Source organism: Ochrobactrum sp. 19YEA23 (assembly GCF_029909865.1).
GTDB classification, from domain to species: Bacteria; Pseudomonadota; Alphaproteobacteria; order Rhizobiales; family Rhizobiaceae; genus Brucella; species Brucella gambitense.
The window spans coordinates 330,120-355,118 of the sequence record NZ_JASAMQ010000006.1 but is presented as its reverse complement, the minus strand read 5'-3'; the positions used below and the strand labels follow the sequence as shown (position 1 = coordinate 355,118).

Here is a 24,999-nt window from a genome sequence, read left to right as displayed (position 1 = left end):
ATTTGTTTCGCTTATTGCACCGTGTTTATACCCGGAGATGTCTTTGCTCCCAAAAGCAGCACGACCTCCGTTCTGTTTTGAACCCGCAGTTTGCGCATGATATGCTGCAAATGCATTTTCACGGTATTCCCCGAGAGGTTGAGTTTTTCCGCAATGATCTTGTTTGAATGACCACGCTGAAGCTCGGTGAGAACATCGACTTCACGAGGTGTGAAACCGGCAATGGCGGCCATCCGCGGAGCGCGGCTCACCGTCTCATTGTCATCGTCGAGCATGTCTTCTAAAGCTGACTTGCCATTGATGGAGATGGTCGGTTGGATGCTGCCGTGAGCGCCTAACGGATGTGGGCAAAATACGCCGCCTGCAAGCACCAGCCGCACACCAGCAAGCGCTATTTCCACCGGAAGAGACGAGGTGAAAAAGCCTCGTACTCCCATTTTGATCGCCTCTGATTCCATCAGGATATCGTCCCGGTTGGAAAGCAAGGCGATCGATGCTGCCGGAAAATGCGTTTGAGCAGCCAGCAAATCTTCCAGCAGGGTTGGGCTATCGATTGCTCGCCCCGCCAGATCCAGGGCGATAAGCGCGACATCTCTTCCAATCGCCTTTGCCAGATCGGCAGTAGAAGCCATATCGATAAAGTCCCACCCGGCGAGTTCGTGAGCGAGGAATTTAACGACGCATGTGCGCGCAAGCGTATGTTTGGCCACGATAACCATGGTCGGAAGGCTGCGCATTCTGCGGCGTTTTCTCTCAAGATCGGCTGACACTACAGGCTCCGCTTTTCCAATGACCGGAGGTCTTTTCCATCGCTCACGAGATCTATCGAATGCTGCACAATGTCCGAATGAAGTCATCTCACGCCACGTTGGTGGCGCGAGAAATTAACATCCCATTCTACCATAAAAGGTGGTACCGGATTTAAGCATTTTCCGGCCTAAGCTATACAATTGGGTTTATTGCTTCCTAACTTATTGCGTTGATTTGGATTAATGATTTCCCGTTCTGCGTGGGCGCGTTTCACGATGGCCAACGCCGTTACAAGCGTGTTACTCAACGGATAGGATAAATTGGCAGTCCACTATGCGGCGATAAAATGGAAGAGAAGCAAAAGACCACCGTAACAATCGCTGTGTTGGCCGCTGGGCAATCGTCGCGTTTGGGTGGCGCAAACAAGCTGCTTGCCATTTTTGACGGCAAGTCACTGATCCGCCGTTCTGTTGAAGTTGCGATGCAAACCAGTAGTGATCGGGTTATCGTCGTTACCGGACATATGGCCGGAGATATCGCGGCAGCGCTGCAGGGGATGGACGTTGCCATCGTGCATAACGCGGCATATGCCACAGGTCTTGCGAGCTCGATCAAAGCTGCATTGGGGGCGACAACGGCAGATTGCGATGGGCTTATGATTCATCTTGGTGATATGCCTGCCATCAATGCACATCATATGCGCACGATGGTCGATTGCTTTCGACAGCATAGAGGAAAGGCCGTCATCCGCGCCGTTATCGGTGAGGGCGAGCGAGGCAATCCCGTCATTTTACCGCGACAGCTTTTTAAAGCCATTTCCGCGCTCTCCGGCGATTTGGGTGCAAAGCGCGTTATAGAGGCGAGCGATATTCCTGTCATTGATGTACCAATTGGCGCCGCTGCCAGAATTGATGTCGACACGAGAGAGGCACTTTTGGAGGCCGGGGGCCGTATCGTTTGACTGACGACAAAATGGTGTCCCCTTGACCTGACCACTATTTTCGACAACCAGTATCGGTCTTCGCATTCATTCAACGATAGCATCAGCAAGCGGTCCTTTTCCATGAACAAAACAGCCCGAAGCATTCTGGCCGGAACTGCCGAGGGGCCAATCCTCGCAACAACCGAACCGCTCAGCTTCTGGGGCGGGGTCGATCCCGCTTCGGGTAAAATCATCGACGTGCATCATCCGCTTCACGGACAGAGCATCAAGGGCGTTGTGTTGATGATGCCATCGACGCGCGGTTCGTGCACAGGCTCTGGCGTGCTGCTCGATCTTGCGCTGAACGGCATGGCGCCTGCAGCGCTGGTCTTCTGTCAGGCTGAGGACGTGGTGACTCTCGGAGCGCTGATTGCGGATAAGATGTTCGGTAAATCTTTGCCGGTCCTGCGTCTGGCACCGGAAGATTGGGAGCGTCTGCGAAAAGAGGAGAAGGCCGCGATCACGCCAACGGCCTTAACCGCGCCCGGTCTCACGCTGTCGCTCGTTCAATCGAAGGAGGCCGGTCTCGATCTTTCTGCCACTGATCAAGCCATGCTTGCGGGTGAAGAGGGCGAGGTTACCAAACTTGCCATGGAAATCATCTGCACGATGGCGGCAAACCAGGGGGCTGAACGCCTTATCGACGTTGCGCAGGCTCATATTGATGGCTGCATCTATGCAAGTCCGGCCAATCTGACCTTTGCCGAAAAAATGGCGGATATGGGCGCGCGGGTCCGTGTTCCGACGACGATGAATGCCATCTCTGTCGATCGGGAGCATTGGCAGACACAAGGTGTGCCTGCAGCCTTTGGACGGCCAGCCGCACGGCTCGCCGATGCCTATGTGCGGATGGGATGCCAGAATACGTTCACCTGCTCGCCCTATCTGTTGGAAACCGCTCCGAAACAGGGCGAGAGGATTGCATGGGCCGAAAGCAACGCGGTCATCTATGCCAATACCGTGCTTGGCGCACGCACTGCGAAGCATCCGGATTTTCTGGATCTTTGCATAGCGATCATCGGGCGCGCGCCGCTTTCCGGCGTTTATCTCGATCAACATCGGTTTGCGGAACGGATCATTGATGTGGATGTGCCGGTGGCGTTCGATGATGCCTTCTGGCCATTGATCGGTTATCTGGCGGGTAAAGTTTCGCCGGATCGGATTCCGCTGTTGCGGGGGCTCGAAGAAGCCAAGCCGACCGCGGAGAACCTGAAAGCTCTCTGTGCTGCCTTCGGTACGACGTCCGCCGCACCGATGCTGCATGTTGCAGGCGTTACGCCGGAAGCACATCTCGTCTCGCCCGCAGCTGATGAGGCGCGTATCACGAAGCATGATATGGCGGACGGCTGGCAGTTGTTGAACGACGGGCCCGATAGCGTGGATCTGGTAGCTATCGGCAGCCCGCATGCTTCACTGGAAGAATGTCGCGCATTTGCTGATGCATTGCAGGGCACTAAGGCGGTCACGACGACAATTATAACCGCAGGGCGTCAGGTTATCGCCAGCGCGCGTGGCGAGGGCACGCTGGAAAGGCTGGAAGCTTCAGGCGTTCAGGTTATTCCGGATCTTTGCTGGTGTTCGATTTCCGAGCCGGTTTTTCCAGTTGAAGCCAAGGCGCTGATGACCAATTCTGGCAAATATGCCCATTATGGGCCCGGTCTATCCGGCCGCGCAGTACGTTTCGGCAGTTTGGAGAATTGCGCGCAGGCGGCACAGACAGGTCGCGTTGCGCATGGCTTGCCAAAATGGCTGGAGGCGTAACGAGCCGGAAAGGCCGTTCTGCCCGTCATGTTCTGGGCTGTAACGCGGGCTCATGGCGATCAATGAGCGGCGAAGGTGACGCAAACTGCCAAAGCTTGTTGTAGTCGCCAATTTTAATGCTGGAGGCGTGGGTGGTCACGCCATATTCGGAGAGGCTTGCAAAACTGCGTGACAGATTTTCGGGCGTCATGCCGAGATAGGCTGCCAGTACACGCTTTTCATATTGCAGCACGACGACGTCAGTACGCTCGGTCGCCAAAGACTCCCTGATGATCCAGTTGGCAAGACGCTGAATGCTGCTTCGCAACTTGTGTGCCTTAAGTTCTTTTACGAGCTTTCGGTAGGCTCTTGCTGTTTCGAATACAACAGCGCGCATGAACCCGTTGTCTTCGTTGAGAATTTCGCGCACCAGACTGGATGGGACCATTAAGATACGCGCAGAGGTCAGGGTTTGCGCGGTCTGCAGGCAAACGTCGTCATTGAGCACGGCGGCCAGTATGAAAACGTCGGCGGCACCCAGAACTTCGAGAACTGTCTCGCTGTCGTCGGACTTGGCGGACATCACGACAAGCCCGTCCAGAACGACGAACAGAAAGTCGGCCGGCTCATCTTCTTTCAGAAGCACAGTGCGGGCAGGAAATGATTGGACGAAGCTTGGTCGAATAATCCGATCAAAATTCGCGTCCGCGATCTCCGCAAACAGAGGAAGCTTTTTCAGTCGATAGATATCGTCTTTCTGCATAAAGCATACTCTTATGATCAAGTTATCGGTATAAATTCTTGATAATTATCAATCATAAAATTACATAAAGTCAATACATAGAGCGATATAATTCTATTGAAGTCTTAATTATTGTAGCATTTCATTTTATTCTTGAAAAAATTAATAATTTTGATCTTAATCAATGTATCCAGCAAACAATCGACGCATATGTGCAAACGAAACCTATGATGGTATTCAATTCGGAGTGCGCCTATGCCAAATGTCGAGGGAGCTGCCCCGAGGGGGCAATCAACAGCTCTTGCCATGAGCACCGTTGCGTTCACGACATGCTTTGCGGTTTGGACAATATTTGCAATCATCGGAATTCAGATACGCTCTGAGCTTGGTTTGTCCGAGACGCAGTTTGGTTTGCTTGTCGGCACGCCCATTCTAACCGGGTCTCTGATCCGTGTCATACTGGGCATTTGGGCCGACCGTTACGGCGGGCGCCTGATTTTCGCGCTGACCATGCTTATTTCAGCGCTTGCAACCTATCTCCTGACCTTCGCGACAAACTATCCGCAAATGCTGATTGCCGCGCTTGGCGTTGGTGTGGCTGGCGGATCGTTCTCGGTCGGTGTCGCCTACGTATCGCGCTGGTATCCGCCTGAAAAGCAGGGCGTTGCGCTCGGTATTTTTGGCGCAGGGAATGTCGGTTCCGCCGTCACGAAGTTCTTCGCGCCGATCGTCATGGTCGCCTTTGGTTGGCATGCGGTGGCCGAAATCTGGGCCGCGGCAATGGTCATCATGGCTCTGGTCTTCTATTTCACGACAAGCGACGATCCCGTTCTGGTCGAACGTCGCCGCACTGGCGAAAAGCCTGCCAGCACACTCATGGAGCTTGAGCCGCTCAAAAACGTGCAGGTCTGGCGCTTCTCGCTTTACTACTTCTTCGTTTTCGGTGCGTTTGTGGCTCTGGCCCTATGGCTGCCGCAATATCTGATCCATGTTTATGGTGTCGATATTCGCGTTGCCGGTATGATCGCCGTCTTCTTCTCTGTTCCTGCCAGCTTGTTCCGCGCCTATGGCGGCCATCTTTCCGATGTCTACGGCGCACGAAAAGTCATGTACTGGACGTTCCTCGTCTCGCTGGCGGCAACGTTTGTCCTGTCATATCCGCCGACGGACTATATCATCCAAAGCGATAAGGGACCGCTTAGCTTTCATGCTGAAATGAGCGTGGTTGGTTTCACCATTACTGTCTTTATCCTCGGCTTCTTCATGGCTTTGGGCAAAGCCGCCGTGTTCAAACATATTCCGGTCTATTATCCGGGTAATGTGGGTTCGGTTGGCGGTCTGGTCGGCATGATCGGCGGTCTGGGCGGTTTTATCCTGCCTATTCTGTTCGGTGTGCTTCTGGACCTGACCGGCTTGTGGACGAGCTGCTTCATGTTGCTCTTTGTCATCGTCGCCGTCTCCTTTGTCTGGATGCATGTTTCGATCCGCCAGATGGAGCGCGCGGCACAGGGTAAGGCTGCGGAAGAACTTCCGGCCTTTGCAGAATTGCAGGGACTGAAGAAAGCGGAGATCAAGCCGAGCAAGAGTGACGCGGTTTTGACCGATTGGCGCCCTGATGACCCAGTCTTCTGGGAGCAGAAGGGCAAGAAGATTGCCAAGCGTAATCTGTGGCTTTCCATTCCTGCCCTCCTCTTGTCCTTTGCTATCTGGCAGGTCTGGTCTGTGGTGGTGGCAAAACTGCCGCTGGTAGGCTATCAGTTTACCACTGACCAGTTGTTCTGGCTGGCGGCTCTTCCCGGTATTTCGGGCGCAACATTCCGTATCTTCTATTCCTTCATGGTGCCGATCTTCGGCGGCCGCCTGTGGACCACATTGACCACCTGGTCGCTGGTCATTCCGGCCATCGGCATTGGCTATGCTGTGCAGAACCCGAACACGCCTTACTTCGTGTTCCTACTCCTTGCGCTCTTCTGCGGCTTTGGCGGCGGCAACTTCGCCTCGTCCATGTCCAACATTTCGTTCTTCTTTCCGAAACACGAAAAGGGCAATGCAGCGGCGCTCAATGCGGGCCTCGGTAATCTCGGTGTCAGCGTGGTGCAGTTCGTGGTGCCGCTCGTCATTACTGCCGGTATCTTTGGCAAACTCGGCGGCGATCCCGCAATGGTCGCGACCGAGGCTGGCAATGCACCGCTCTGGCTGCAAAATGCCGGTTTCATCTTCGTACCGTTCATTGTCATCACAGCGTTCGCCAACTGGTTCGGCATGAACGATATAGCCTCGGCCAAGGCGTCCTTTGCCGATCAGGCTGTCATTTTCCGCCGCAAGCACAACTGGATTATGTGCTGGCTTTACACCGGCACATTCGGTTCGTTCATCGGCTATTCGGCGGGCTTCCCGCTTTTGACCAACATCCTGTTTCCAGAGGTCAATGCACTCCATTACGCCTTCCTTGGCCCGCTCGTCGGCGCACTGTCACGGTCAGGTTCGGGTTGGCTGGCGGATAAATATGGCGGTGGGCGCGTGACCATCTGGGCATTCGTGCTGATGATGATCGGTGTTGCAGGCGTGCTGTGGTTCGTCGGTGTCAAAGACCAGCCGAACGCTTTCTGGGGCTTCTTCGCATCCTTCGTCCTGCTGTTCTTTGCAACCGGTATCGGCAATGCATCCACCTTCCAGATGATCCCTGCGATCATGTCGAAGGAAATGGTCCGGCTGATGCCAAATGCCACCCCGGAGGAGCGCCGTCACGAAGCGGAAAAGGAATCTGCCGCCATCACCGGCTTCACCTCGGCCATCGCTGCTTTTGGCGCGTTCTTCATTCCGAAGGGCTACGGCACCTCGATCAGCATGACTGGCGGACCGGAAGCTGCACTCTGGGCGTTCCTGATCTTCTACGTGACCTGCCTCGTCATCACCTGGGGCGTCTACACCCGAAAAGGCGGTCTGCTCTACGACGTGGAACATGCCCGCAAACCGGCACCTGCCGCTGCCTAACGATAGAATGTGAGGATAAAATCATGAGCCTGCTCCTCGATCGCCTGAACTTTCTTGCGCGCAAGAATGTCGGCACCTTTTCGGAAGGCCATGGCGTCACCACCAATGAAAATCGTGATTGGGAAGACGCCTATCGCAAGCGCTGGCAACACGACAAGATCGTCCGCTCTACCCATGGCGTAAACTGCACCGGCTCCTGCTCGTGGAAGGTTTACGTCAAGGGCGGGATCATCACCTGGGAAACCCAGCAGACGGACTACCCACGCACCCGCGCCGATCTTCCCAACCACGAGCCGCGCGGTTGTTCGCGCGGGGCGAGCTATAGCTGGTACGTCTATTCTGCCAATCGCGTGAAATACCCGCTGATCCGCTCGCGTCTCCTGAAACTGTGGCGCAGAGAGCGTGCGATGAAAACGCCGGTCGCCGCTTGGGCTGCAATCCAGCAGGATCCCGCCAAGCGCGCGGATTATATGAAGGTACGTGGTCTTGGCGGTTTCGTGCGCGCCAGCTGGGAGGAGGTCAACGAGATTATCGCTGCCGCGAACGCCTATACGACCAAGACCTATGGGCCGGATCGCGTGATCGGCTTTTCGCCGATCCCGGCGATGTCGATGGTGTCCTACGCGGCGGGCTCCCGCTATCTGTCGTTGCTTGGCGGCGTCTGCATGTCGTTCTACGATTGGTATTGTGATTTACCGCCAGCTTCCCCGATGACATGGGGTGAACAGACCGACGTGCCGGAATCGGCTGATTGGTACAATGCCGGGTTCCTGATGCTCTGGGGTTCCAATGTTCCGCAGACCCGTACGCCGGACGCGCATTTCTACACCGAGGTGCGCTACAAGGGCACGAAGTCGGTTGTTGTTTGTCCCGACTATTCGGAAGCGGCCAAGTTTTCCGATCTGTGGTTACATCCCAAACAGGGAACGGATGCCGCGCTCGCCATGGCGCTTGGTCATGTCATCCTGCGCGAATATCATCTGGACCGGCAGGTTCCCTATTTCGAGAATTATTGTCGCCGCTATAGCGATTTTCCGATGCTGGTCATGCTCAGCAAGAAGGACGGGCAATATGTGCCGGATCGGTTCTTGCGGGCTTCCGATTTCAAGGGTGATCTCGGCGAAGGAAACAATTCAGACTGGAAGACCGTCGCATTCGACACCAAGTCAGGCGCCTATGTTGCACCGCAAGGCTCCATCGGCTTCCGCTGGGGGGATGACGGCAAGTGGAACCTCGAAGAAAAGGACGGCAAAGGCAAGGACGTCGAACTGGCCAAGAGCTTCATCGATGTGGACAGCCATGATGCAGTCGCTGATGTGGCTTTCCCTTACTTCGGCAACCGCGAGCATGATTATTTCGAAGGCACAGACCATGAAAGCGTGCTTGTGCGCAAGGTTCCAGCCCGCAAGCTGAAGCTGAAGGGCGGTGAGGTTATGGTCGCCACCGTGTTTGACCTGTTTGCAGCCAATTATGGTCTTGATCGGGGTCTTGCTGACAAGAATTCAGCCAAGTCTTATGACGAGGCTCTACCCTATACCCCGGCATGGGCCGAAAAGATTACTGGTGTTCCACGCGATCAGATTATCGCGGTTGCGCGAGAATTCGCGACCAATGCGGAAAAGACCAATGGTCGCTCCATGGTCATTCTGGGGGCTGGTCTCAATCACTGGTACCATATGGACATGAACTATCGCGGCATCATCAATATGCTGGTGATGTGCGGTTGTATCGGCCAGTCTGGTGGTGGCTGGAGCCACTATGTGGGACAGGAAAAACTGCGCCCGCAAACGGGCTGGACAGCGCTTGCTTTCGCGCTCGACTGGAACCGTCCGCCGCGCCACATGAATTCAACCTCGTTCTTCTATGCTCATACCGACCAATGGCGCTACGAGACGGTGAAGGTGCAGGATATCTTGTCCCCAACCGCGCCTGACGGTGCATGGGACGGCACTTTGCTCGATTACAACATTCGTGCCGAACGCATGGGCTGGCTGCCATCTGCACCACAGCTCCAGACCAATCCTTTGGACATAGCAAAGGAAGCAGCAAGCTCCGGCAAGGAACCGAGGGACTTTATCGCCAATGCGCTGAAGAATGGCACAGTCACCATGTCCTGTGAGGACCCGGACCACGAAGCCAACTGGCCGCGTAACATGTTTGTCTGGCGCTCGAACCTGCTTGGCTCATCAGGCAAGGGACACGAATATTTCCTGAAGCACCTGCTCGGTACCTCCAACGGATTGCTTGGCAAGGATCTGGGGCAGGACGGCGCGCAGGAAAGCCGCGAGGCGGTCTGGCACGAGAATGCGCCGGAGGGGAAGCTCGACCTCCTCGTCACGCTCGATTTCCGCATGTCTACGACCTGTGTTTATTCCGATATCGTTTTGCCGACTGCTACCTGGTACGAGAAAAACGATCTCAACACATCCGACATGCACCCCTTCATCCATCCTCTGTCGAGTGCGGCGGACCCGGCATGGGAAGCGCGCAGCGACTGGGATATTTTCAAGGGCATTGCGAAGAAATTTTCCGAAGTGGCCCCTGAAGTGCTAGGTGTCGAACAGGACGTTGTTCTGGTGCCGACCCTGCACGATACGGCGGGCGAACTGGCGCAACCAAAGGACGTGCTCGACTGGAAAAAGGGTGAGGTTGAACCGATCCCCGGCAAGACCATGCCTTCGGTCGTCGTCGTAGAACGTGACTATCCAAACCTCTACAAACGCTACACCTCGGTTGGACCTCTTCTTGACAAGCTCGGCAATGGCGGCAAGGGCATTTCGTGGAATACCGAGCATGAGGTCGATCTGCTGGCCAAGCTCAACGGGAAAGTTGAAGAGCCGGGTGCAAGCCAGGGCCGCCCGCGCATCTATACCGACATTGATGCAACGGAAGTCATTTTGTCGCTCGCGCCGGAAACCAACGGCGAAGTGGCGGTCAAGGCATGGGAAGCACTTTCGAAGTTTACCGGACGCGACCACTCCCATCTGGCGATCCCCAAGGAAGACGAAAAAATTCGCTATCGCGATATCGTTTCGCAGCCGCGCAAAATCATTTCGTCCCCGACATGGTCGGGCATTGAATCAGAGAGCGTGTGCTACAATGCGGGCTATACCAATGTTCACGAGCTTATTCCGTGGCGCACCCTGACAGGCCGCCAGCAGCTCTATCAGGATCATTTGTGGATGCGCGCCTTTGGTGAAGGCTTCTGTGTCTATCGGCCACCGATCGATACAAAAACGGTCAATCCAGCGATCCGCGAAAAGGCGGACGGCAAACCGCATCTGGTGTTGAACTTCATTACGCCGCACCAGAAATGGGGTATCCACTCGACCTATACTGATAACCTCTTGATGCTCACGCTGAACCGTGGCGGGCCGGTGGTGTGGATTTCGGAGCCGGATGCCGCAAAAGCGGGCCTCGTCGATAATGACTGGGTGGAAGTCTACAATGCCAATGGCGCCATCGTGGCTCGTGCAGTTGTCTCCCAGCGCATGAAGGACGGGACCGTCTTTATGTACCATGCGCAGGAGAAAATCGTGAATACGCCCGGCTCACCGCTCACCGGCCAGCGTGGCGGCATTCACAACTCCGTTACGCGTATCATTACCAAGCCGACGCATATGATTGGCGGCTATGCCCATCAGTCTTATGGCTTCAACTATTACGGAACAGTTGGGTCCAACCGCGACGAGTTCGTGGTGGTTCGCAAGCTTGACCATGTGGACTGGATGGAAGGTCCGCTGGAAGAAGGCAAAGCTTCGTCATTCGCCAAGGAGGCAGCAGAATGAAAATTCGTGCTCAAATCGGAATGGTGCTCAATCTCGACAAGTGCATCGGCTGCCATACCTGCTCGGTGACGTGCAAAAACGTCTGGACCAACCGTGAAGGCGTGGAATATGCCTGGTTCAACAATGTTGAGACCAAACCCGGCATCGGCTTCCCCAAGGAATGGGAAAACCAGAAGAAATGGAACGGCGGCTGGGTCCGCAAGAAGAATGGCAAGATCGAGCCCAAGATGGGTTCGAAATGGCGCATCCTGGCCAAGATTTTCGCCAATCCCGACCTGCCCGAAATCGACGATTATTACGAACCGTTCGATTTCGATTATGGTCATCTCCAGACGGCAGGCGAGAGCAAGACCATGCCGACCGCCCGTCCGCGTTCGCTGATTTCGGGCGAGCGGATGGAAAAGATCGAATGGGGTCCGAACTGGGAAGAAATTCTCGGCGGCGAGTTTGCCAAGCGTTCGAAGGATTACAATTTCGAGGGCGTCGAAAAGGAAATTTACGGCCAGTTCGAAAACACCTTCATGATGTATCTGCCGCGTCTGTGCGAGCACTGCCTCAATCCGACCTGTGTTGCGGCTTGTCCATCGGGCGCAATCTACAAGCGTGAGGATGACGGCATTGTCCTGATCGATCAGGAAAAGTGCCGCGGCTGGCGCATGTGCGTTTCCGGCTGCCCTTACAAGAAAATCTATTACAACTGGAGCTCGGGCAAATCCGAGAAGTGCATCTTCTGCTATCCGCGCATCGAAGCCGGTCAGCCTACAGTGTGCTCGGAAACCTGTGTCGGTCGCATTCGCTATCTTGGCGTCATGCTTTATGATGCTGATCGTATTTCTGAAGCCGCTTCCACGGCCAATGAGCAGGATCTCTATCAGGAACAGCTCAACATCTTCCTCGACCCGAACGATCCTGCGGTGATCGAACAAGCCCGCAAGGACGGTGTGCCGGAAGCCTGGCTGGAGTCTGCCAAGCATTCGCCAGTCTATAAGATGGCGATGGAGTGGAAGATTGCCTTCCCGCTCCATCCTGAATATCGCACCTTGCCGATGGTCTGGTATGTTCCGCCGCTCTCGCCACTGCAGTCGGCCGCCGCCGCAGGCAAGCTCGGCATGGACGGACCATTGCCCGATGTGCGCTCCATGCGCATTCCGGTGCGCTATCTCGCCAACCTTTTGACGGCGGGCAAAGAAGAGCCGGTCATCTCGGCGCTGGAGCGCATGCTCGCCATGCGCGCCTATATGCGCGCCAAGACCGTTGACGGTGTTCTTGATGAGGCGATTGCTGATCGCGTCGGCATGAGTGGCGCGATGATCGAGGAAATGTATCACATTATGGCTATTGCCAATTATGAAGACCGCTTTGTCATCCCGACCACCCATCGCGAAGTGACCGAAGACGCTTATGATATGCGGGGGTCGTGTGGCTTCACCTTCGGGAACGGTTGTTCAGGTGGTTCGTCGACAGAAGACCTGTTCGGCTCCAAGCGCCCGAAGCTGGTCCAGACGCCAACAGATATTTTCAGGGAGCGTGTGTAATGAACAAGACCCTGAAAATCATATCGCTTTTGCTTTCCTATCCGACCGCCGAGCTCCAGCTTGGCGGGCATGAGCTGAAAGATGTGCTTGCGGAGGAAAAACTTTCATCCGGTATCCGCAAGCTTCTTGACGGCCTTACCGATTACGTCTGCAACTGCGATCTCTATGAGGCGCAGGAGCGTTATGTTCATCTGTTTGATCGGACGCGTTCGCTGTCGTTACATCTTTTCGAACACGTCCATGGCGAAAGTCGTGATCGTGGTCAGGCCATGGTTGACCTGATGAAGATGTATGACGACAACGGCTTTGTCGTGGACGCCAAGGAATTGCCGGATTATCTGCCGCTGTTTCTGGAGTTCCTCTCGACGCGGTCGCCGGAAGAAATCCGCGATCTTCTCAGCCAGACAGGCCATATCACAGCAGCAATCGGTGAACGTTTGCGCAAGCGTCAGTCGCCTTATGCGAACGCCTTTGCGGCGCTGCTTCATGTCGCCAATGCCAAACCGGACAAGAATCTTGTCGGTGAGTTGCTTCGACAAGAAGAAGATGATCCGAACGATCTCGCTGCGCTCGACCGCATATGGGAAGAGGAGGTCGTGACCTTCGGCGGCAATGCGGGCGAAAATTCCTGCGGACCGGACCGGTTGCGTACGCAGATGCGTGCTGCGCAACGAAAAGCCGGAAGCCAGTCCAACCCATCACACCTATAGGAGACGGAAAATGGCTTATATCCATACGTTTCTGTTTGGCATCTATCCCTATATTGCGCTCAGCGTGCTCGCGCTCGGTTCAATCTTCCGCTACGATCGCGAGCCATATACGTGGCGTTCCGGATCGAGCCAGCTTCTGCGGCGCAAGCAACTTATGTGGGGCTCGGTGCTTTTCCATGTCGGCGTATTGTTCATCTTTGCCGGGCACTTTGTCGGGCTTCTGACGCCGATCTGGGTTTTTGACACGCTTGGCATCAGCCATGAGGCCAAGCAGATACTGGCCGTTGTCGCAGGTGGTATCGCGGGCGTGATGGCAATCATCGGCGCATCACTTCTGGTGCATCGCCGGGTTTTTGATCCACGTGTTCGTGCGTCGTCGCGTCCAAGCGATACGCTGATTATCATTCTGCTCTGGATCCAGCTTCTGCTCGGCCTTAGCTCAATCCCGATCTCGTTGCAGCACATTGATGGCCATGAAATGGTGAAGTTCATGAACTGGGCGCAAGGTATCTTTACCTTCAATCCCGAAGCCTCAAGCTATATCACCGATGCATCAATCGTCTTCAAGATGCATATTTTCCTCGGCCTCACCATCTTCCTGCTGTTCCCGTTCACACGTCTTGTGCACATGTTGAGCGCTCCGGTGCGTTATATCTGGCGACCGGGCTATCAGGTGGTACGTGAACGCAACCATACGGCGCAGCCCTCGCATATGCGCCTGCCTGCGGAGTAAATCTCATGGTGACACTTTTTGATCGGAAACAGCCATCAGATCAGCCGCATGGCGCTCATGCTCATCAGGAAGGTTACACGACCTATAAGGAACCGGATACGCGCGTGCCGCCAAAATCGCGCCCAGTTTTCGACGCCGTATCCGTCAATGGCGTAGCGATTGATGAAACCAGTATTTTGACAGAGGCGCAAAACCATCCATCGGAAAATCCCGGGGAAGCGCTACTGGCTGCAGCGCGTGCGCTGGCGGTGCGTGAACTTCTTTTGCAACGGGCAGGAGAGCTTGGCCTCGCGCCAGCGCACGAAAAAGATGCCGAAGGGCGTAGCGAGACCGATGAAGATGCGCTTGTACGCATGGTGATCGAGCAGGAGGTTGCAGTTCCATCGGCAACGCAGGATGAAGCCTTGCGTTTTTACGAGAAAAATCGACAACGTTTCACCAGTGAACCTATTCTGGAGGCCAGTCATATACTGATTGCTGCTGATCCCGCCGATGAGAAGCAGCGCGATAGCGCGCGTGAAGCTGCGGCGCAAATCGCAGCCTCAGTGATTGCCGAGCCGGATCGTTTCGCTGCGCTTGCCCGTGATTGCTCTGCGTGTCCGTCCAGTGCACAAGGCGGTAATCTGGGACAACTAACACGGGGCAGCACTGTGCCGGAATTCGAGCGGGCTCTGGAACGTCTGAAGCCAAGCGAGATCACAGCAGCACCGATCGAAAGCCGCTTTGGCTTTCACATCATCCGTCTCGACCGCAAGGTCGATGGCGAGGCGCTTCCCTTTGATTATGTTGCGGACCGAATTGCGGGCTGGCTGGAGGCATCGGCTTGGTCGAAAGCTGTTTCGCAATATATCGCAATTCTTGCCGCAGATGCTACAATCACCGGAATTGATCTTCTGGCGGATGATCGGGGAAATGCATGAACCACAGGCCCAGTCTGGCTGCTATTCACTGTGTGAAGGATTTGCCGGTCGATCATTTTCTGGTCGATGTTGTGGCGCGAGCGCGGGATGAAGGTCTGCGGGTCACGGGGTTTCTTCAGTACCGTGGTGCTAAAACCGATGAATGCTGCCGCACAATATCTGTCGAGAATATCGACAGTGGCGAGGTGCGGCTCATTTCGCAGCCATTGGGCGCAGGGTCTGCAGGGTGTCGGCTCGATCCGGCAGCGCTTGCAGACATCGCAGGTGAGTTGCTGGTCGAACTCGACATGCCGACGGATTTGCTGGTCGTTAATCGCTTTGGCAAGGGCGAATGTGAGGGCCATGGTTTGCGCGCGGTTATCGAAACCGCGTTTGCGCGCGGCGTGCCGGTTCTGACCATTGTGCGCGATACTTATGCAGATGGGTGGCGCGATTTTGCAGGTCATTTCGGTGTCCTGCTGGCCGCTGATCAACAGAGCGTAACTGACTGGTTTGACGAGCACATTTCGCGTCGGACAAGGGTTCTGCAAGACAGTTTTTAACAATAACCTCTCTACCTTTTGCACCCGACATGCGGGTACGTTTCGCCGCACCTATAAAGAAGTATTTTATTTGCATGTTTTCGTACAGGCATATAGATGCATATCAGATACATGATTTAATCATGTGGCGCGCGTTCCGGCGGTCCCTCCGCCGAAATGCGCAACACGGCCGGACAAGGATCGGGCCGCCTGACATGCATTTGATACGGAGACACACATGTCGCAGACACTGAACGAAAACACGGTTGCTATCGTTAAGGCTACCGTTCCCGCGCTCAACGCCCATGGACTGGATATTGTTCATGAGATGTATTCGCGCATGTTCCAGAATCCTGAGATCAGGGACCTGTTCAACCAATCGCACCATGGTGATGCCTCATCGCAGCCCAGAGCCCTTGCGGGGGCCATTCTTGCTTATGCCAGCAATATCGAAAATCTGGGTGCGCTTGCTCCGGCAGTGGAACGGATTGCGCAAAAGCATGTCGGCCTTCAGATCCTGCCGGAACACTATCCGCATGTGGCCGAGGCTCTGCTCGGCGCGATCAAAGCTGTTCTGGGCGACGCTGCAACCGATGAAATTCTGGACGCCTGGGGAGAAGCCTATTGGTTCCTGGCGAACATTCTGATGGCGCGGGAAAATCGTATCTATGACGAGCAGAAAGTCGCCGATGGTGGCTGGAATGGCTGGCGCGATTTTCGCATTGAGGAGATCATTCGCGAGAGCAGCACCATATCGTCGTTCGTTCTTCGCCCGGTGGATGGTGGGCCGGTTATGGAGCACAAGCCGGGCCAGTATCTGACTTTCTGGTTTGAAATCGACAATCAGGCGCCAATCAAGCGAAACTACTCCATTTCAAGTGCAACCAACGGCAAAACCTATCGCATCTCAGTCAAGAAGGAACCAGCTGGCGTCGCCTCCAACTGGCTTCATGAGCAGGCCGGAGTCGGAAGTGTCATCAAGGTTGCAGCACCAGCTGGCGAGTTCTTTTTGGCAGAACAGCCAACGCGTCCGGTTGTCTTGTTGTCTGGCGGAGTGGGTCTTACGCCGATGGTCGCCATGCTGGAAACCATTGCCGACCGGCATCCTGCGCTTCCAACGCAGTATATTCACGGTACGCATGATCGTGATACTCACGCGATGCGGGATCACGTTCGCGCACTTGCTGCAAAGGGCAGTGCTATTCGCGTGAGCGACTTTCATCAAACGCCGCTCGCCGGTGAGGAAATTGGCGGCGATTACGATTATGCGGGACTGATTACGGATGAGTGGCTTGTTGCAAACACGCCATTGAAGGACGCTGACTATTATATTTGCGGACCGCGTCTTTTCCTTCGTGCCGCCGTGTCCGCTCTATCTCTTGCTGGCGTGTCTTCCGACCGAATTCACTACGAATTTTTCGGGCCTGCCGACGAACTTCTGGCAGCGTGAGCTCGCTTTCAAATAGTGTGCGACGACACAATAGGGAACGGGTGCAAGCCCGTTCCCCGGACTAATCCACCAGGTCAAAGCCAAGCGGCGGCTTGCGTTCAGTCAATCGGCGCATGACTGTCTTGTCTGTCAGCAGGTCTTCAACTGTATAGCTATCGAAGACACGAAGCATCGCTTCAACACCCTGAGCGAGCACGCCTGTGAGGCCGCAAGCGGGTGAAAGCGCGCATCCCGGGCAATCTGCCAGTTGATGGAGCCCTTCTTCAGTATGTCGGACAACAGCGCCAACCGATATCATCTTCGCAGCACGCGCCAGACGCAGGCCTCCGCTCCGGCCGCGAACAGTTTCAATGAAGCCACCGCTCACCAGACCATTGACGACCTTCATCAAATGGTTGTGGGAAATTGAATATGCGTTGGCAATTTCTCCAATCGAGCACAGACGGTCCTCATGAATTGCCAGATGGATCAAGACGCGAAGCGAAAAGTCCGTATAGAGCGTCAAGCGCATATGATTTTGTCGGTGCCTTTCGTTCGCCTAAGATGTGAGAGAAATATGAGCTGTTCGGTATTATACAGGACGTCGCCAGACATCTCTTGTTTGGCGTGCGTATAATAGCCGTCTCAGGCAGCTTTCCTATCAGTTTATGCCGGGCATGTTAAGCAGAACCCAAAACGGCTTTCGTTCAGCCTTACGAAGGTGAGCCACTTTTCAAAAGCGCGGCAAAACGCGGGTCGAAATGCCTGCTGATCTGCTCCAACGCCGCTCCTTTCGCTACTGCCCATATGTCGGTTATCCCGACCAGCAAACGGGGCAGCGTTCGCACTGGATAGTCAACACTGGAAGAAACAAGCGGTTCGATGCGGTCTACCAGCCGATTGACCAATAGTTTTGGTGCTCCGCCGCACAAAATGACGGTTTGGGGATCGAAAAACGCCTCTATCGTATGGATCGCTGATCTGAGTTCCAAGGCTGCCCGTTCCAGCCATGCTTCGACTCGAGGGTCGTTCTGCAGCAATATGGTTTCAAGCTCGGCGGACAGATCGGGCTGTGCCTCGTCGAGTTTCAAATGCTTGTAGAGTGACGAAAGAGAGGCGTGGTGTTCCAGTGGTGTCTCCGGACCCCGATTGGCCATCAGCATAGTGCCAATTTCACCGGCATTGCCTTTGCTGCCTGTATAGATTTCTCCATTCAGTATCAGACCGGCGCCAACGCCATATCCGATATAAACGCAGACAACATTGTCGAGCCCGTCTGCGAGACCGACCATCTTTTCTGCACGTGCACAGGCCGTCGCATCGTTCTGCAACGTTACTGTCAGGCCGGTGCTTTCGGTGAGCCTGTCGATCAGCGGGAAAGATTGCCATGCGCTCATCACCCACCGGTCATCCTCGGGAACGGGTGTTCCAAATGGCCCCGGCATCGCGACACCAAGCCCCGACATTCGGTAGTGCCCATGGGGAAATTCGCGTGCAAGCGCAGCCTGCACTTCAGCAATTTCCTCCAGAATGATGGTACAGCCCTTTCCGGGGTCATCAGGTGGCAGGACGGCTTCCCGACGCATCACTTCATCGCCGGTCAGATTGACGACGACGATCCGCGTCAAATGCCGGTCGATCTGAACCCCCAGTGCAAATGCACCCTCCGACACCAGTCGGTAGGGTGTTGCCGGTTGTCCGCGACCTTGCCTGACGACATTCTCCGAGCTTACCAACCCGTCGCTTTCCAGACCTTCAATCAGATTGGAAATGGTCTGTTTCGTGAGGTTTGTCGCGCGGGCAAGTTCAGCCCGTGAAAGCGATCTGTTCTGGCGCAGGGCGTCAATAATCACCCTGCGATTATGCGCACTTGTGCCTTCATGGTTGGTGCCGCTTGTGGCCCGAATGTCGCTCTTTCTTGGCATCCTCAATCCCTCTTGACACCAATAGATATTTATAACACGTTTAAGTCAATGGATTTGACTTAATAAAGAACATGAACATTTAACGGTGGAACAACAGCTCTGAATTCACGGCAACAAGGCAATGTGCGGGGCACTTTGCACGGGCCAAAGTCAAGTTAACGGGAGGTAACATGCTTAAATCAATTCACTCGATCCTGCTGGGTACGCTGGCCGTATCCGCTTTCTCCGTCCCCCACGCTTTTGCCGAGGCGACCTTGAACGCTCTGTTCATGGCGCAGGCCGCTTATAGCGAAGCAGATGTGCGCGCGATGACGGATGCCTTTCAGGCGGCCAATCCGGATGTGAAGGTCAATCTGGAATTCGTGCCTTATGAAGGCCTGCACGATAAAACCGTTCTGGCTCAAGGGTCGGGGCAGGGCTATGACGTCGTGCTGTTCGATGTGATCTGGCCAGCCGAATATGCAAGCAACAATGTCCTCGTTGATGTCTCTTCGCGCATTACAGACGAGATGAAAAAGGGCGTTCTGCCGGGTGCCTGGACGACGGTTCAGTATCAGGACAAATATTACGGTATGCCGTGGATTCTGGATACCAAGTATCTGTTCTACAACAAGGAAATTCTTGAGAAGGCAGGCATAACCAATCCGCCAAAGACCTGGGCCGAGCTGAACGATCAGGCCAAGATCATCAAGGATAAGGGCTTGCTGGCATCGCCGATTGCCTGGAGCTGGGCGCAGGCCGAAGCAGCCATTTGCGATTACACCACCTTGGTCAGCGCTTATGGCGGCGACTTCCTGAAGGATGGGAAGCCTGCGTTCGATAAGGATGGCGGACTGGATGCCCTCAAATATATGGTGGACAGCTATAAATCCGGCCTCAGCAACCCGAATTCGAAAGAGTTCCTCGAAGAAGACGTGCGCAAGGTCTTCCAGAATGGCGACGCCGCTTTCGCTCTGAACTGGACCTATATGTATAGCAAGGTCAATGATCCTGCAGAAAGCAAGGTGGTTGGCAAAGTGGGTGTTGTGCCTGCACCGGGTGTTGACGGCAAGAGCAAGGTCTCGGCGGTCAACGGCTCGATGGGGCTTGGCATCACGACCACCAGCAAACATCCCGACGACGCATGGAAATATATCGTCTTCATGACATCGCAGAAAGTCCAGAACGACTATGCGAAACTGTCATTGCCAATCTGGGCATCCTCTTATGAAGACCCGGCTGTGTCCAAGGGACAGGAAGATCTGATCGCGGCGGCGAAGCTCGGTCTGGCTGCCATGTATCCGCGTCCAACGACGCCGAAGTATCAGGAAATGTCCACGGCATTGCAGCAGTCCATTCAGGAAGCCCTGCTGGGACAGTCTTCGCCGGAAGATGCCCTTAAATCCGCAGCTGAAAACAGCGGTCTCTAACACGCTAACGGGGGTGGGTGCGCGCGTATCCACTCCCTTCTTTTATACAGGCTGAGGTGCAAACAATGTCCGGCAACTGGATGACAATGCGAGCGTGGTTGCTGATGCTCCCGTTACTCGCCGTCATGATCTGCGTGATCGGCTGGCCAATGTTTGAAACGGTCCGTCTGTCATTCACAGATGCAAAGCTTGTTGGCACTGGCGGCGAATTTGTTGGCATCGCCAATTACGTTAAGATGCTGTCCAGCACCAATTTCCAGCGCGCCTTCTGGACGACGACATGGTTCTCCCTCATCTCGGTCACGGCCGAAATGGTTCTTGGCGTTTTGGCCGCCCTTTTGCTGAACCAGCAGTTTTACGGACGCACTATTCTGCGCGCTTTGCTCATTTTGCCATGGGCGCTGCCAACGGTGGTCAATGCAACTCTTTGGCGTCTCATCTACAATCCTGAATATGGTGCTCTCAATTCACTGTTGACCCAGCTCGGCATTATTTCGAAATATCAGTCATGGCTCGGTGAACCCTCAGCGGCAATGACAGCCCTGATTGTCGCCGATTGCTGGAAGAATTTCCCGCTGGTAGCCCTCATTGCATTGGCCGCGCTGCAAGCGGTGCCACGAGACATAACAGCTGCATCGCTTGTGGACGGCGCGGGTCCGCTTAACCGCTTCCGATTTGTCATTTTGCCATATCTCGCAGGACCGTTGATGGTGGCCTTGGTGCTCCGCACGATTGAGGCATTCAAGGTCTTTGATATCATCTGGATTATGACTCGTGGCGGTCCGGCCAATTCAACACGAACACTTTCTATCCTTGTGTATCAGGAAGCCTTTTCCTTCCAGCGGGCCGGGTCGGGCGCATCGCTGGCGCTTATTGTGACGCTGATCGTTACAGTTCTGGCTTTGGGCTATGGACTTCTGGTGCGTAAAACGGCGGGAGCGGCAACGTAATGGAACGTCGAAGCCCAATCGCTACTTTCTTCGTTTATTTCGCCGCGCTATTGCTGGCAGTCGTGATCCTCGCGCCGTTGTTCTGGCTTTTTGTCATGAGTATTTCGCCGATGGCGGATTTGTCCGTGCGTCCGTTAAAATGGTGGCCTACAACGGTCGATTTCTCACGCTACCAGGCTCTGCTGTCCGCTGTTCCAAACAGTGCTGGCACGGCCTTCGTCGCATCGATGTATAACAGTTTGAGAGTGGCGGGCATGGCGACATTGGTCGCGATCCTCGTTGCAATTCCTGCCGGTTGGGCAGTTTCGCGAACGTCGCGTATCGGGTGGTCACTGACACTGGTCATTGGAACCTATATGCTGCCCCCGGTTGCGCTTGCCGTTCCGCTCTACATGGTCTTGGCAAAACTTGGCCTCCTGAATTCGGTGTTTGGTCTCGCGCTGGTTTATCTGACCATTCTCGCGCCTTTCACCACATGGCTGATGAAATCCGGCTTCGATGGTATCCCGCAGGAGATTGAACAGGCGGCCATGATCGATGGTGCAAGTCTTTTCCAGACATTGCGCATCATCACCTTGCCGCTTGCATTGCCAATTGTTGCGACATCGGCCCTGTTTGCATTCCTGCTCGGCTGGGATGAGTTCTTCTATGCACTTTTGTTCACGTCGGATCAGCGAGCGCGAACACTGACAGTTGCCATTGCCGATCTCGCTGGCGGGCGCGTTTCCGATTACGGCCTGATTGCAACCGCTGGCGTTCTGGCTGCGCTGCCTCCGGTTATTGTCGGCCTTTTGATGCAGCGCGCACTTATATCCGGCCTGACCAGTGGCGGTGTGAAAGGATGATAATGAATACGCAAAAGCCCCGTCCAGAAGGACTTGTCGCAATCGATAAGGAGATGGCGCGCCAGTTCAGCGATGCGCTGATTTCCTTTCAGAACAATCGTGAACTTGCCGAAAAGATCGCCGGAAGTTTGCGTAAGACTGGCAAACTGTTGCTGTTAGGGATGGGCGGTTCGCATGCTGTCAGCCGTGTAGTGGAGCCGCTATATCGCGCCCATAATATTGATGCGGTCGCGATTCCTCTATCCGAGCAGCTTGGTGCGCCTTTGCCCATCGAGGGCAAGACAGTTCTGGTCACATCACAGTCTGGCGAGAGTGCCGAGGTTGTGCGCTGGTTTGCAGAGAAGAAGGGCAATGCCGACATATTCGGCCTGACGCTCGACGCTCAGTCGTTTCTCGGCGAAAAAGTCGATTGCCTGGTGGGCCATGGCGGTGGAGAGCTGGCATTTGCCGCAACTCGTAGTCTGACGATCAGCTTTGCTCTGCATCTGGCCATACTAGCGGCGCTGGGCGACGATCCGGATTCGGCGTTGAAGGTACTGAAATCACCTCGAACTGTAGCGATCGATGCAGCACTTGGCTGTATTGCCGACGTCGATACGATTGTCACGTCAGGGCGCAGTCTTCAGGGTGTTGCGGAAGCAATCGCTCTTGGGTTAACGGAGCTTTCGCGCGTGCCGAGCTATTCCCTGGAAGGCGGTCAGTTGCGTCACGGCCCGATGGAAATGCTCTCGCCCAAGGTTGGCGTGGTCTTGTTCAAAGCTGATGATGCGACCGCACCACTGGTGACAGCAATGGCGCACTCAGTCGCGGAAGCCGGTGCGAAACTGGTGGTGTTCGACGCTTCTGGCGAACCGCCTGTTCCGGGAGCCGTGACAATTTCCCTTGCCGCAGCGAGTGGGCTTGCAGCCATATTTGAGGTCCTGCCCGCGGCACAGCGGCTCATGATGGCTTTCGCCGATATGCGTGTCGAGAACGCCGGAACGCCGGTCCGCTCTTCCAAAATCACACGGAGCGAGTGAGTGAGGCCAATCGCAATTATCGGCAACGTCAATGTCGACATGATCCTCGGTCCCACTGCAGCCTGGCCGCAGCCGGGAACCGAGAACATTGTCAGCCATGATGAGTTGCGCGTCGGCGGTTCGGCGGGGAATTCCGCGCTGACGCTTATGGCGCTTAATGTGCCGTTTCAGATGGCTGCCAATACCGGTTCAGACCAGTTTGGGCGTTGGCTTGCAGAGCATTTTGGTGATCATGCCAGTCAATGGGCGGTGTTTTCAGGCAAGACTACTCTGTCAGTTGGTCTGACGCATCCAGACGGCGAGCGGACGTTCTTCACGACGCTCGGCCATCTGCCGCATTTTTCCATTGAAGATACTTTGGCGGGACTTGATGGTCAGGCTTTGTCTGGTGGTCTGGCGCTGCTGTGCGGAAGCTTTCTGACTGACAGACTGGCCGATGCTTATGACCAGTTTTTCGATTGGACTGATCATCACAATATCGACGTGGCACTTGATACTGGCTGGCCTGTTGAAGGCTGGACCGAACGAAACCGAAGTCGTGCGCTTTCATGGTTGAAACGCTGTAAGTTCGCAATGTTCAATGAGGTTGAGACAGTCAATCTTGGAAACTCGGCTGACCCTATAGAGGCTGCAAGAAGCCTTTCTCAGATTATGCCGGACGGCGCCCTTTTTATCGTTAAATGCGGCCCGAATGGTGCTTTTGCGGTCGAGCGTAATGGCAGTGTTATATCGGTGGATGCACCGCAGGTGACGGTTATCGACACCATTGGTGCGGGCGATGTCTTCAACGCGGCTTTTCTTGCGTCTTTCGCCAAGGGGCAGCCGGTTGAAGCAAGTTTGCGAGCCGCTACACGCAGCGCTTCGAGGGCAATCTCGACCAACCCGCGGGCATATGAATCGGATATCGAAGGAGCGCTTGCATGAGCACCCTGACCATAAGCAATGTATGCAAGAGCTTCGGGACGACTGACATCCTCAAGGGTATCGATCTGTCATTGGCCAGTGGTGAGTTTCTGGTTTTGCTTGGCGCTTCTGGCTCCGGCAAGTCCACATTGCTCAACATTATTGCGGGTCTGGCCGAGCCGACGAGCGGCGACATTCGCATCGATGAGCGCTCTATCGTTGGCGTTCATCCCAAGGACAGGGACACGGCGATGGTGTTCCAGTCCTATGCGCTGTACCCAAATCTGAATGTAAGGCGCAATATCGGCTTCGGTCTCGAAATGCGCAAAGTGCCAGCCGCAGAACGGGACAAGGCTGTCCTAGAGGCGGCGCGCCTTCTACAGATAGAAAACCTGCTGGATAGAAAACCTGCGCAGCTTTCTGGCGGGCAACGTCAACGTGTTGCAATCGGGCGCGCACTGGTGCGACATCCGAAGTTGTTCCTGTTTGATGAACCGCTGTCCAATCTCGATGCCAAACTGCGCATGGAAATGCGTGCCGAGTTGAAGCGACTGCATCAACTCATGAAGACCACAATGGTTTATGTCACGCATGACCAGATCGAAGCGATGACATTGGCGACGCGGATTGCGGTTATGCGCAACGGGCGCATCGAGCAATTGGATACACCAGAGAACGTTTATAATCGTCCTGCGACCCTTTATGTGGCGACATTTGTCGGCGCTCCGCCGATGAATATGCTGGAAGCCACGTTTAACGGGGATCGTTTGACCATCGATGGCACAGAAACCAGCATTCCGGCGAGCAGTCTCCCAAATGTTACCCATGGCAAGCGGGTCCTGCTGGGTGTCCGGTCAGAAGCAATCGGGCGGGAGCGCAAAGATCACAGTGTTGCCCTGCGTATGAAATGCGATATCGCAGAACTCACCGGCCCAGAACTGATCGTCACCGGGACTGTCGGTTCGCAACGGCTCGTAGCAGCGTTACCGCCAAGCCACAAAGTACAGCCGGGTGAAGAGTTCGATGTCATGCTCAATCCCGAAAATGTCCATCTCTTTGATCCCGAAACCGAATTGCGACTGAACTGATTTCTCCGCTATAATA

At 55.0% G+C, this 24,999-nt stretch carries 20 protein-coding genes; 16 read left to right on the top strand and 4 right to left on the bottom strand.

The genetic code is table 11. The features are described 5' to 3' along the window. Positions 1 to 11 precede the first annotated feature (11 nt). Complete coding sequence (locus QBD01_RS17270; protein ID WP_182521620.1) at positions 12 to 719, bottom strand: response regulator transcription factor; 708 nt, start codon at positions 717 to 719, stop codon at positions 12 to 14. A gap of 377 nt (positions 720 to 1,096) precedes the next feature. Between QBD01_RS17270 and QBD01_RS17265 the strand changes: the two genes are divergently transcribed. Both QBD01_RS17265 and QBD01_RS17260 read left to right on the top strand, forming a co-directional pair. Next, on the top strand, positions 1,097 to 1,711 hold the full coding sequence (locus QBD01_RS17265; RefSeq protein WP_280993834.1) for a nucleotidyltransferase family protein: 615 nt from the start codon (positions 1,097 to 1,099) through the stop codon (positions 1,709 to 1,711). A 102-nt stretch (positions 1,712 to 1,813) separates the two neighbouring features. After that, on the top strand, positions 1,814 to 3,493 hold the full coding sequence (locus QBD01_RS17260; RefSeq protein WP_280993833.1) for an aconitase X: 1,680 nt from the start codon (positions 1,814 to 1,816) through the stop codon (positions 3,491 to 3,493). A gap of 25 nt (positions 3,494 to 3,518) precedes the next feature. On the opposite strand, the gene QBD01_RS17255 is transcribed toward QBD01_RS17260, so the two are convergent. Continuing rightward, positions 3,519 to 4,235 (bottom strand): cyclic nucleotide-binding domain-containing protein, encoded by a 717-nt coding sequence (locus tag QBD01_RS17255; RefSeq protein ID WP_280993832.1) that lies wholly within the window; start codon positions 4,233 to 4,235, stop codon positions 3,519 to 3,521. 234 nt (positions 4,236 to 4,469) lie between these two features. On the opposite strand from QBD01_RS17255, the gene QBD01_RS17250 reads away from it, so the two are divergent. From QBD01_RS17250 to hmpA, 8 genes are all read left to right on the top strand, one after another. After that, entirely contained in the window at positions 4,470 to 7,208 is a 2,739-nt protein-coding gene (locus QBD01_RS17250) for an MFS transporter (RefSeq protein ID WP_280993831.1), read from the top strand. Between the two features lie 23 nt (positions 7,209 to 7,231). Beyond that, positions 7,232 to 10,996 carry a nitrate reductase subunit alpha gene (locus QBD01_RS17245; RefSeq protein WP_280993830.1) on the top strand — a complete coding sequence of 1,255 codons (3,765 nt, stop codon included), beginning with the start codon at positions 7,232 to 7,234 and terminating at the stop codon, positions 10,994 to 10,996. Further along, positions 10,993 to 12,531 carry a nitrate reductase subunit beta gene (gene narH, locus QBD01_RS17240; RefSeq protein WP_182521590.1) on the top strand — a complete coding sequence of 513 codons (1,539 nt, stop codon included), beginning with the start codon at positions 10,993 to 10,995 and terminating at the stop codon, positions 12,529 to 12,531. The genes QBD01_RS17245 and narH overlap by 4 nt, the downstream gene beginning before the upstream one ends. Next, positions 12,531 to 13,241: a nitrate reductase molybdenum cofactor assembly chaperone gene (gene narJ, locus QBD01_RS17235; RefSeq protein WP_182521589.1), complete on the top strand. Its 711-nt coding sequence runs from the start codon at positions 12,531 to 12,533 to the stop codon at positions 13,239 to 13,241. The genes narH and narJ overlap by 1 nt, the downstream gene beginning before the upstream one ends. A gap of 10 nt (positions 13,242 to 13,251) precedes the next feature. Next, on the top strand, positions 13,252 to 13,974 hold the full coding sequence (gene narI / locus QBD01_RS17230; RefSeq protein WP_182521588.1) for a respiratory nitrate reductase subunit gamma: 723 nt from the start codon (positions 13,252 to 13,254) through the stop codon (positions 13,972 to 13,974). A gap of 5 nt (positions 13,975 to 13,979) precedes the next feature. Then, a complete protein-coding gene (locus tag QBD01_RS17225; protein WP_280993829.1) occupies positions 13,980 to 14,894 on the top strand; it encodes a peptidylprolyl isomerase in 915 nt (304 codons plus the stop codon). Then, positions 14,891 to 15,436: a DUF2478 domain-containing protein gene (locus QBD01_RS17220; protein WP_280993828.1), complete on the top strand. Its 546-nt coding sequence runs from the start codon at positions 14,891 to 14,893 to the stop codon at positions 15,434 to 15,436. The genes QBD01_RS17225 and QBD01_RS17220 overlap by 4 nt, the downstream gene beginning before the upstream one ends. A 217-nt stretch (positions 15,437 to 15,653) precedes the next feature. Beyond that, positions 15,654 to 16,865 carry an NO-inducible flavohemoprotein gene (gene hmpA / locus QBD01_RS17215; protein WP_280993827.1) on the top strand — a complete coding sequence of 404 codons (1,212 nt, stop codon included), beginning with the start codon at positions 15,654 to 15,656 and terminating at the stop codon, positions 16,863 to 16,865. Positions 16,866 to 16,926: 61 nt separating this feature from the next. On the opposite strand, the gene QBD01_RS17210 is transcribed toward hmpA, so the two are convergent. Continuing rightward, the gene (locus tag QBD01_RS17210; protein ID WP_182521584.1) at positions 16,927 to 17,376 is read right to left on the bottom strand and encodes an Rrf2 family transcriptional regulator; all 450 of its coding nucleotides are present in this window, start codon (positions 17,374 to 17,376) and stop codon (positions 16,927 to 16,929) included. A gap of 181 nt (positions 17,377 to 17,557) precedes the next feature. Next, positions 17,558 to 18,769, bottom strand: a complete 1,212-nt coding sequence (locus QBD01_RS17205) for an ROK family transcriptional regulator (RefSeq protein ID WP_280993826.1) — start codon at positions 18,767 to 18,769, stop codon at positions 17,558 to 17,560. 170 nt (positions 18,770 to 18,939) lie between these two features. On the opposite strand from QBD01_RS17205, the gene QBD01_RS17200 reads away from it, so the two are divergent. From QBD01_RS17200 to QBD01_RS17175, 6 genes are all read left to right on the top strand, one after another. Further along, positions 18,940 to 20,178 carry an extracellular solute-binding protein gene (locus QBD01_RS17200; RefSeq protein ID WP_280993825.1) on the top strand — a complete coding sequence of 413 codons (1,239 nt, stop codon included), beginning with the start codon at positions 18,940 to 18,942 and terminating at the stop codon, positions 20,176 to 20,178. Between the two features lie 65 nt (positions 20,179 to 20,243). Then, positions 20,244 to 21,128, top strand: a complete 885-nt coding sequence (locus tag QBD01_RS17195; RefSeq protein WP_280993824.1) for a sugar ABC transporter permease — start codon at positions 20,244 to 20,246, stop codon at positions 21,126 to 21,128. Further along, complete coding sequence (locus QBD01_RS17190) at positions 21,128 to 21,973, top strand: carbohydrate ABC transporter permease (RefSeq protein ID WP_280993823.1); 846 nt, start codon at positions 21,128 to 21,130, stop codon at positions 21,971 to 21,973. Before QBD01_RS17195 ends, QBD01_RS17190 begins: the two co-directional genes overlap by 1 nt. Then, on the top strand, positions 21,970 to 22,992 hold the full coding sequence (locus tag QBD01_RS17185; protein WP_280993822.1) for an SIS domain-containing protein: 1,023 nt from the start codon (positions 21,970 to 21,972) through the stop codon (positions 22,990 to 22,992). The genes QBD01_RS17190 and QBD01_RS17185 overlap by 4 nt, the downstream gene beginning before the upstream one ends. Further along, positions 22,993 to 23,916, top strand: coding sequence for a carbohydrate kinase family protein (locus tag QBD01_RS17180; RefSeq protein ID WP_280993821.1), 924 nt, complete (start codon positions 22,993 to 22,995; stop codon positions 23,914 to 23,916). After that, the gene (locus tag QBD01_RS17175) at positions 23,913 to 24,983 is read left to right on the top strand and encodes an ABC transporter ATP-binding protein (protein WP_280993820.1); all 1,071 of its coding nucleotides are present in this window, start codon (positions 23,913 to 23,915) and stop codon (positions 24,981 to 24,983) included. The genes QBD01_RS17180 and QBD01_RS17175 overlap by 4 nt, the downstream gene beginning before the upstream one ends. The last annotated feature ends 16 nt before the right edge of the window (positions 24,984 to 24,999 follow it).

What these genes read in the sequence shown, in the direction of transcription:
- QBD01_RS17200 (WP_280993825.1), top strand. Translation starts at nt 18,940, where the DNA reads ATGCTTAAATCAATTCACTCGATCCTGCTGGGTACGCTGGCCGTATCC.
- QBD01_RS17190 (WP_280993823.1), top strand. Translation starts at nt 21,128, where the DNA reads ATGGAACGTCGAAGCCCAATCGCTACTTTCTTCGTTTATTTCGCCGCG.
- QBD01_RS17210 (WP_182521584.1), bottom strand. Translation starts at nt 17,376, where the DNA reads ATGCGCTTGACGCTCTATACGGACTTTTCGCTTCGCGTCTTGATCCAT.
- QBD01_RS17250 (WP_280993831.1), top strand. Translation starts at nt 4,470, where the DNA reads ATGCCAAATGTCGAGGGAGCTGCCCCGAGGGGGCAATCAACAGCTCTT.
- QBD01_RS17205 (WP_280993826.1), bottom strand. Translation starts at nt 18,769, where the DNA reads ATGCCAAGAAAGAGCGACATTCGGGCCACAAGCGGCACCAACCATGAA.
- narH (WP_182521590.1), top strand. Translation starts at nt 10,993, where the DNA reads ATGAAAATTCGTGCTCAAATCGGAATGGTGCTCAATCTCGACAAGTGC.
- QBD01_RS17260 (WP_280993833.1), top strand. Translation starts at nt 1,814, where the DNA reads ATGAACAAAACAGCCCGAAGCATTCTGGCCGGAACTGCCGAGGGGCCA.
- QBD01_RS17255 (WP_280993832.1), bottom strand. Translation starts at nt 4,235, where the DNA reads ATGCAGAAAGACGATATCTATCGACTGAAAAAGCTTCCTCTGTTTGCG.
- QBD01_RS17175 (WP_280993820.1), top strand. Translation starts at nt 23,913, where the DNA reads ATGAGCACCCTGACCATAAGCAATGTATGCAAGAGCTTCGGGACGACT.
- QBD01_RS17220 (WP_280993828.1), top strand. Translation starts at nt 14,891, where the DNA reads ATGAACCACAGGCCCAGTCTGGCTGCTATTCACTGTGTGAAGGATTTG.
- QBD01_RS17225 (WP_280993829.1), top strand. Translation starts at nt 13,980, where the DNA reads ATGGTGACACTTTTTGATCGGAAACAGCCATCAGATCAGCCGCATGGC.
- narI (WP_182521588.1), top strand. Translation starts at nt 13,252, where the DNA reads ATGGCTTATATCCATACGTTTCTGTTTGGCATCTATCCCTATATTGCG.
- narJ (WP_182521589.1), top strand. Translation starts at nt 12,531, where the DNA reads ATGAACAAGACCCTGAAAATCATATCGCTTTTGCTTTCCTATCCGACC.
- hmpA (WP_280993827.1), top strand. Translation starts at nt 15,654, where the DNA reads ATGTCGCAGACACTGAACGAAAACACGGTTGCTATCGTTAAGGCTACC.
- QBD01_RS17265 (WP_280993834.1), top strand. Translation starts at nt 1,097, where the DNA reads ATGGAAGAGAAGCAAAAGACCACCGTAACAATCGCTGTGTTGGCCGCT.
- QBD01_RS17245 (WP_280993830.1), top strand. Translation starts at nt 7,232, where the DNA reads ATGAGCCTGCTCCTCGATCGCCTGAACTTTCTTGCGCGCAAGAATGTC.
- QBD01_RS17185 (WP_280993822.1), top strand. Translation starts at nt 21,970, where the DNA reads ATGATAATGAATACGCAAAAGCCCCGTCCAGAAGGACTTGTCGCAATC.
- QBD01_RS17195 (WP_280993824.1), top strand. Translation starts at nt 20,244, where the DNA reads ATGTCCGGCAACTGGATGACAATGCGAGCGTGGTTGCTGATGCTCCCG.
- QBD01_RS17270 (WP_182521620.1), bottom strand. Translation starts at nt 719, where the DNA reads ATGGTTATCGTGGCCAAACATACGCTTGCGCGCACATGCGTCGTTAAA.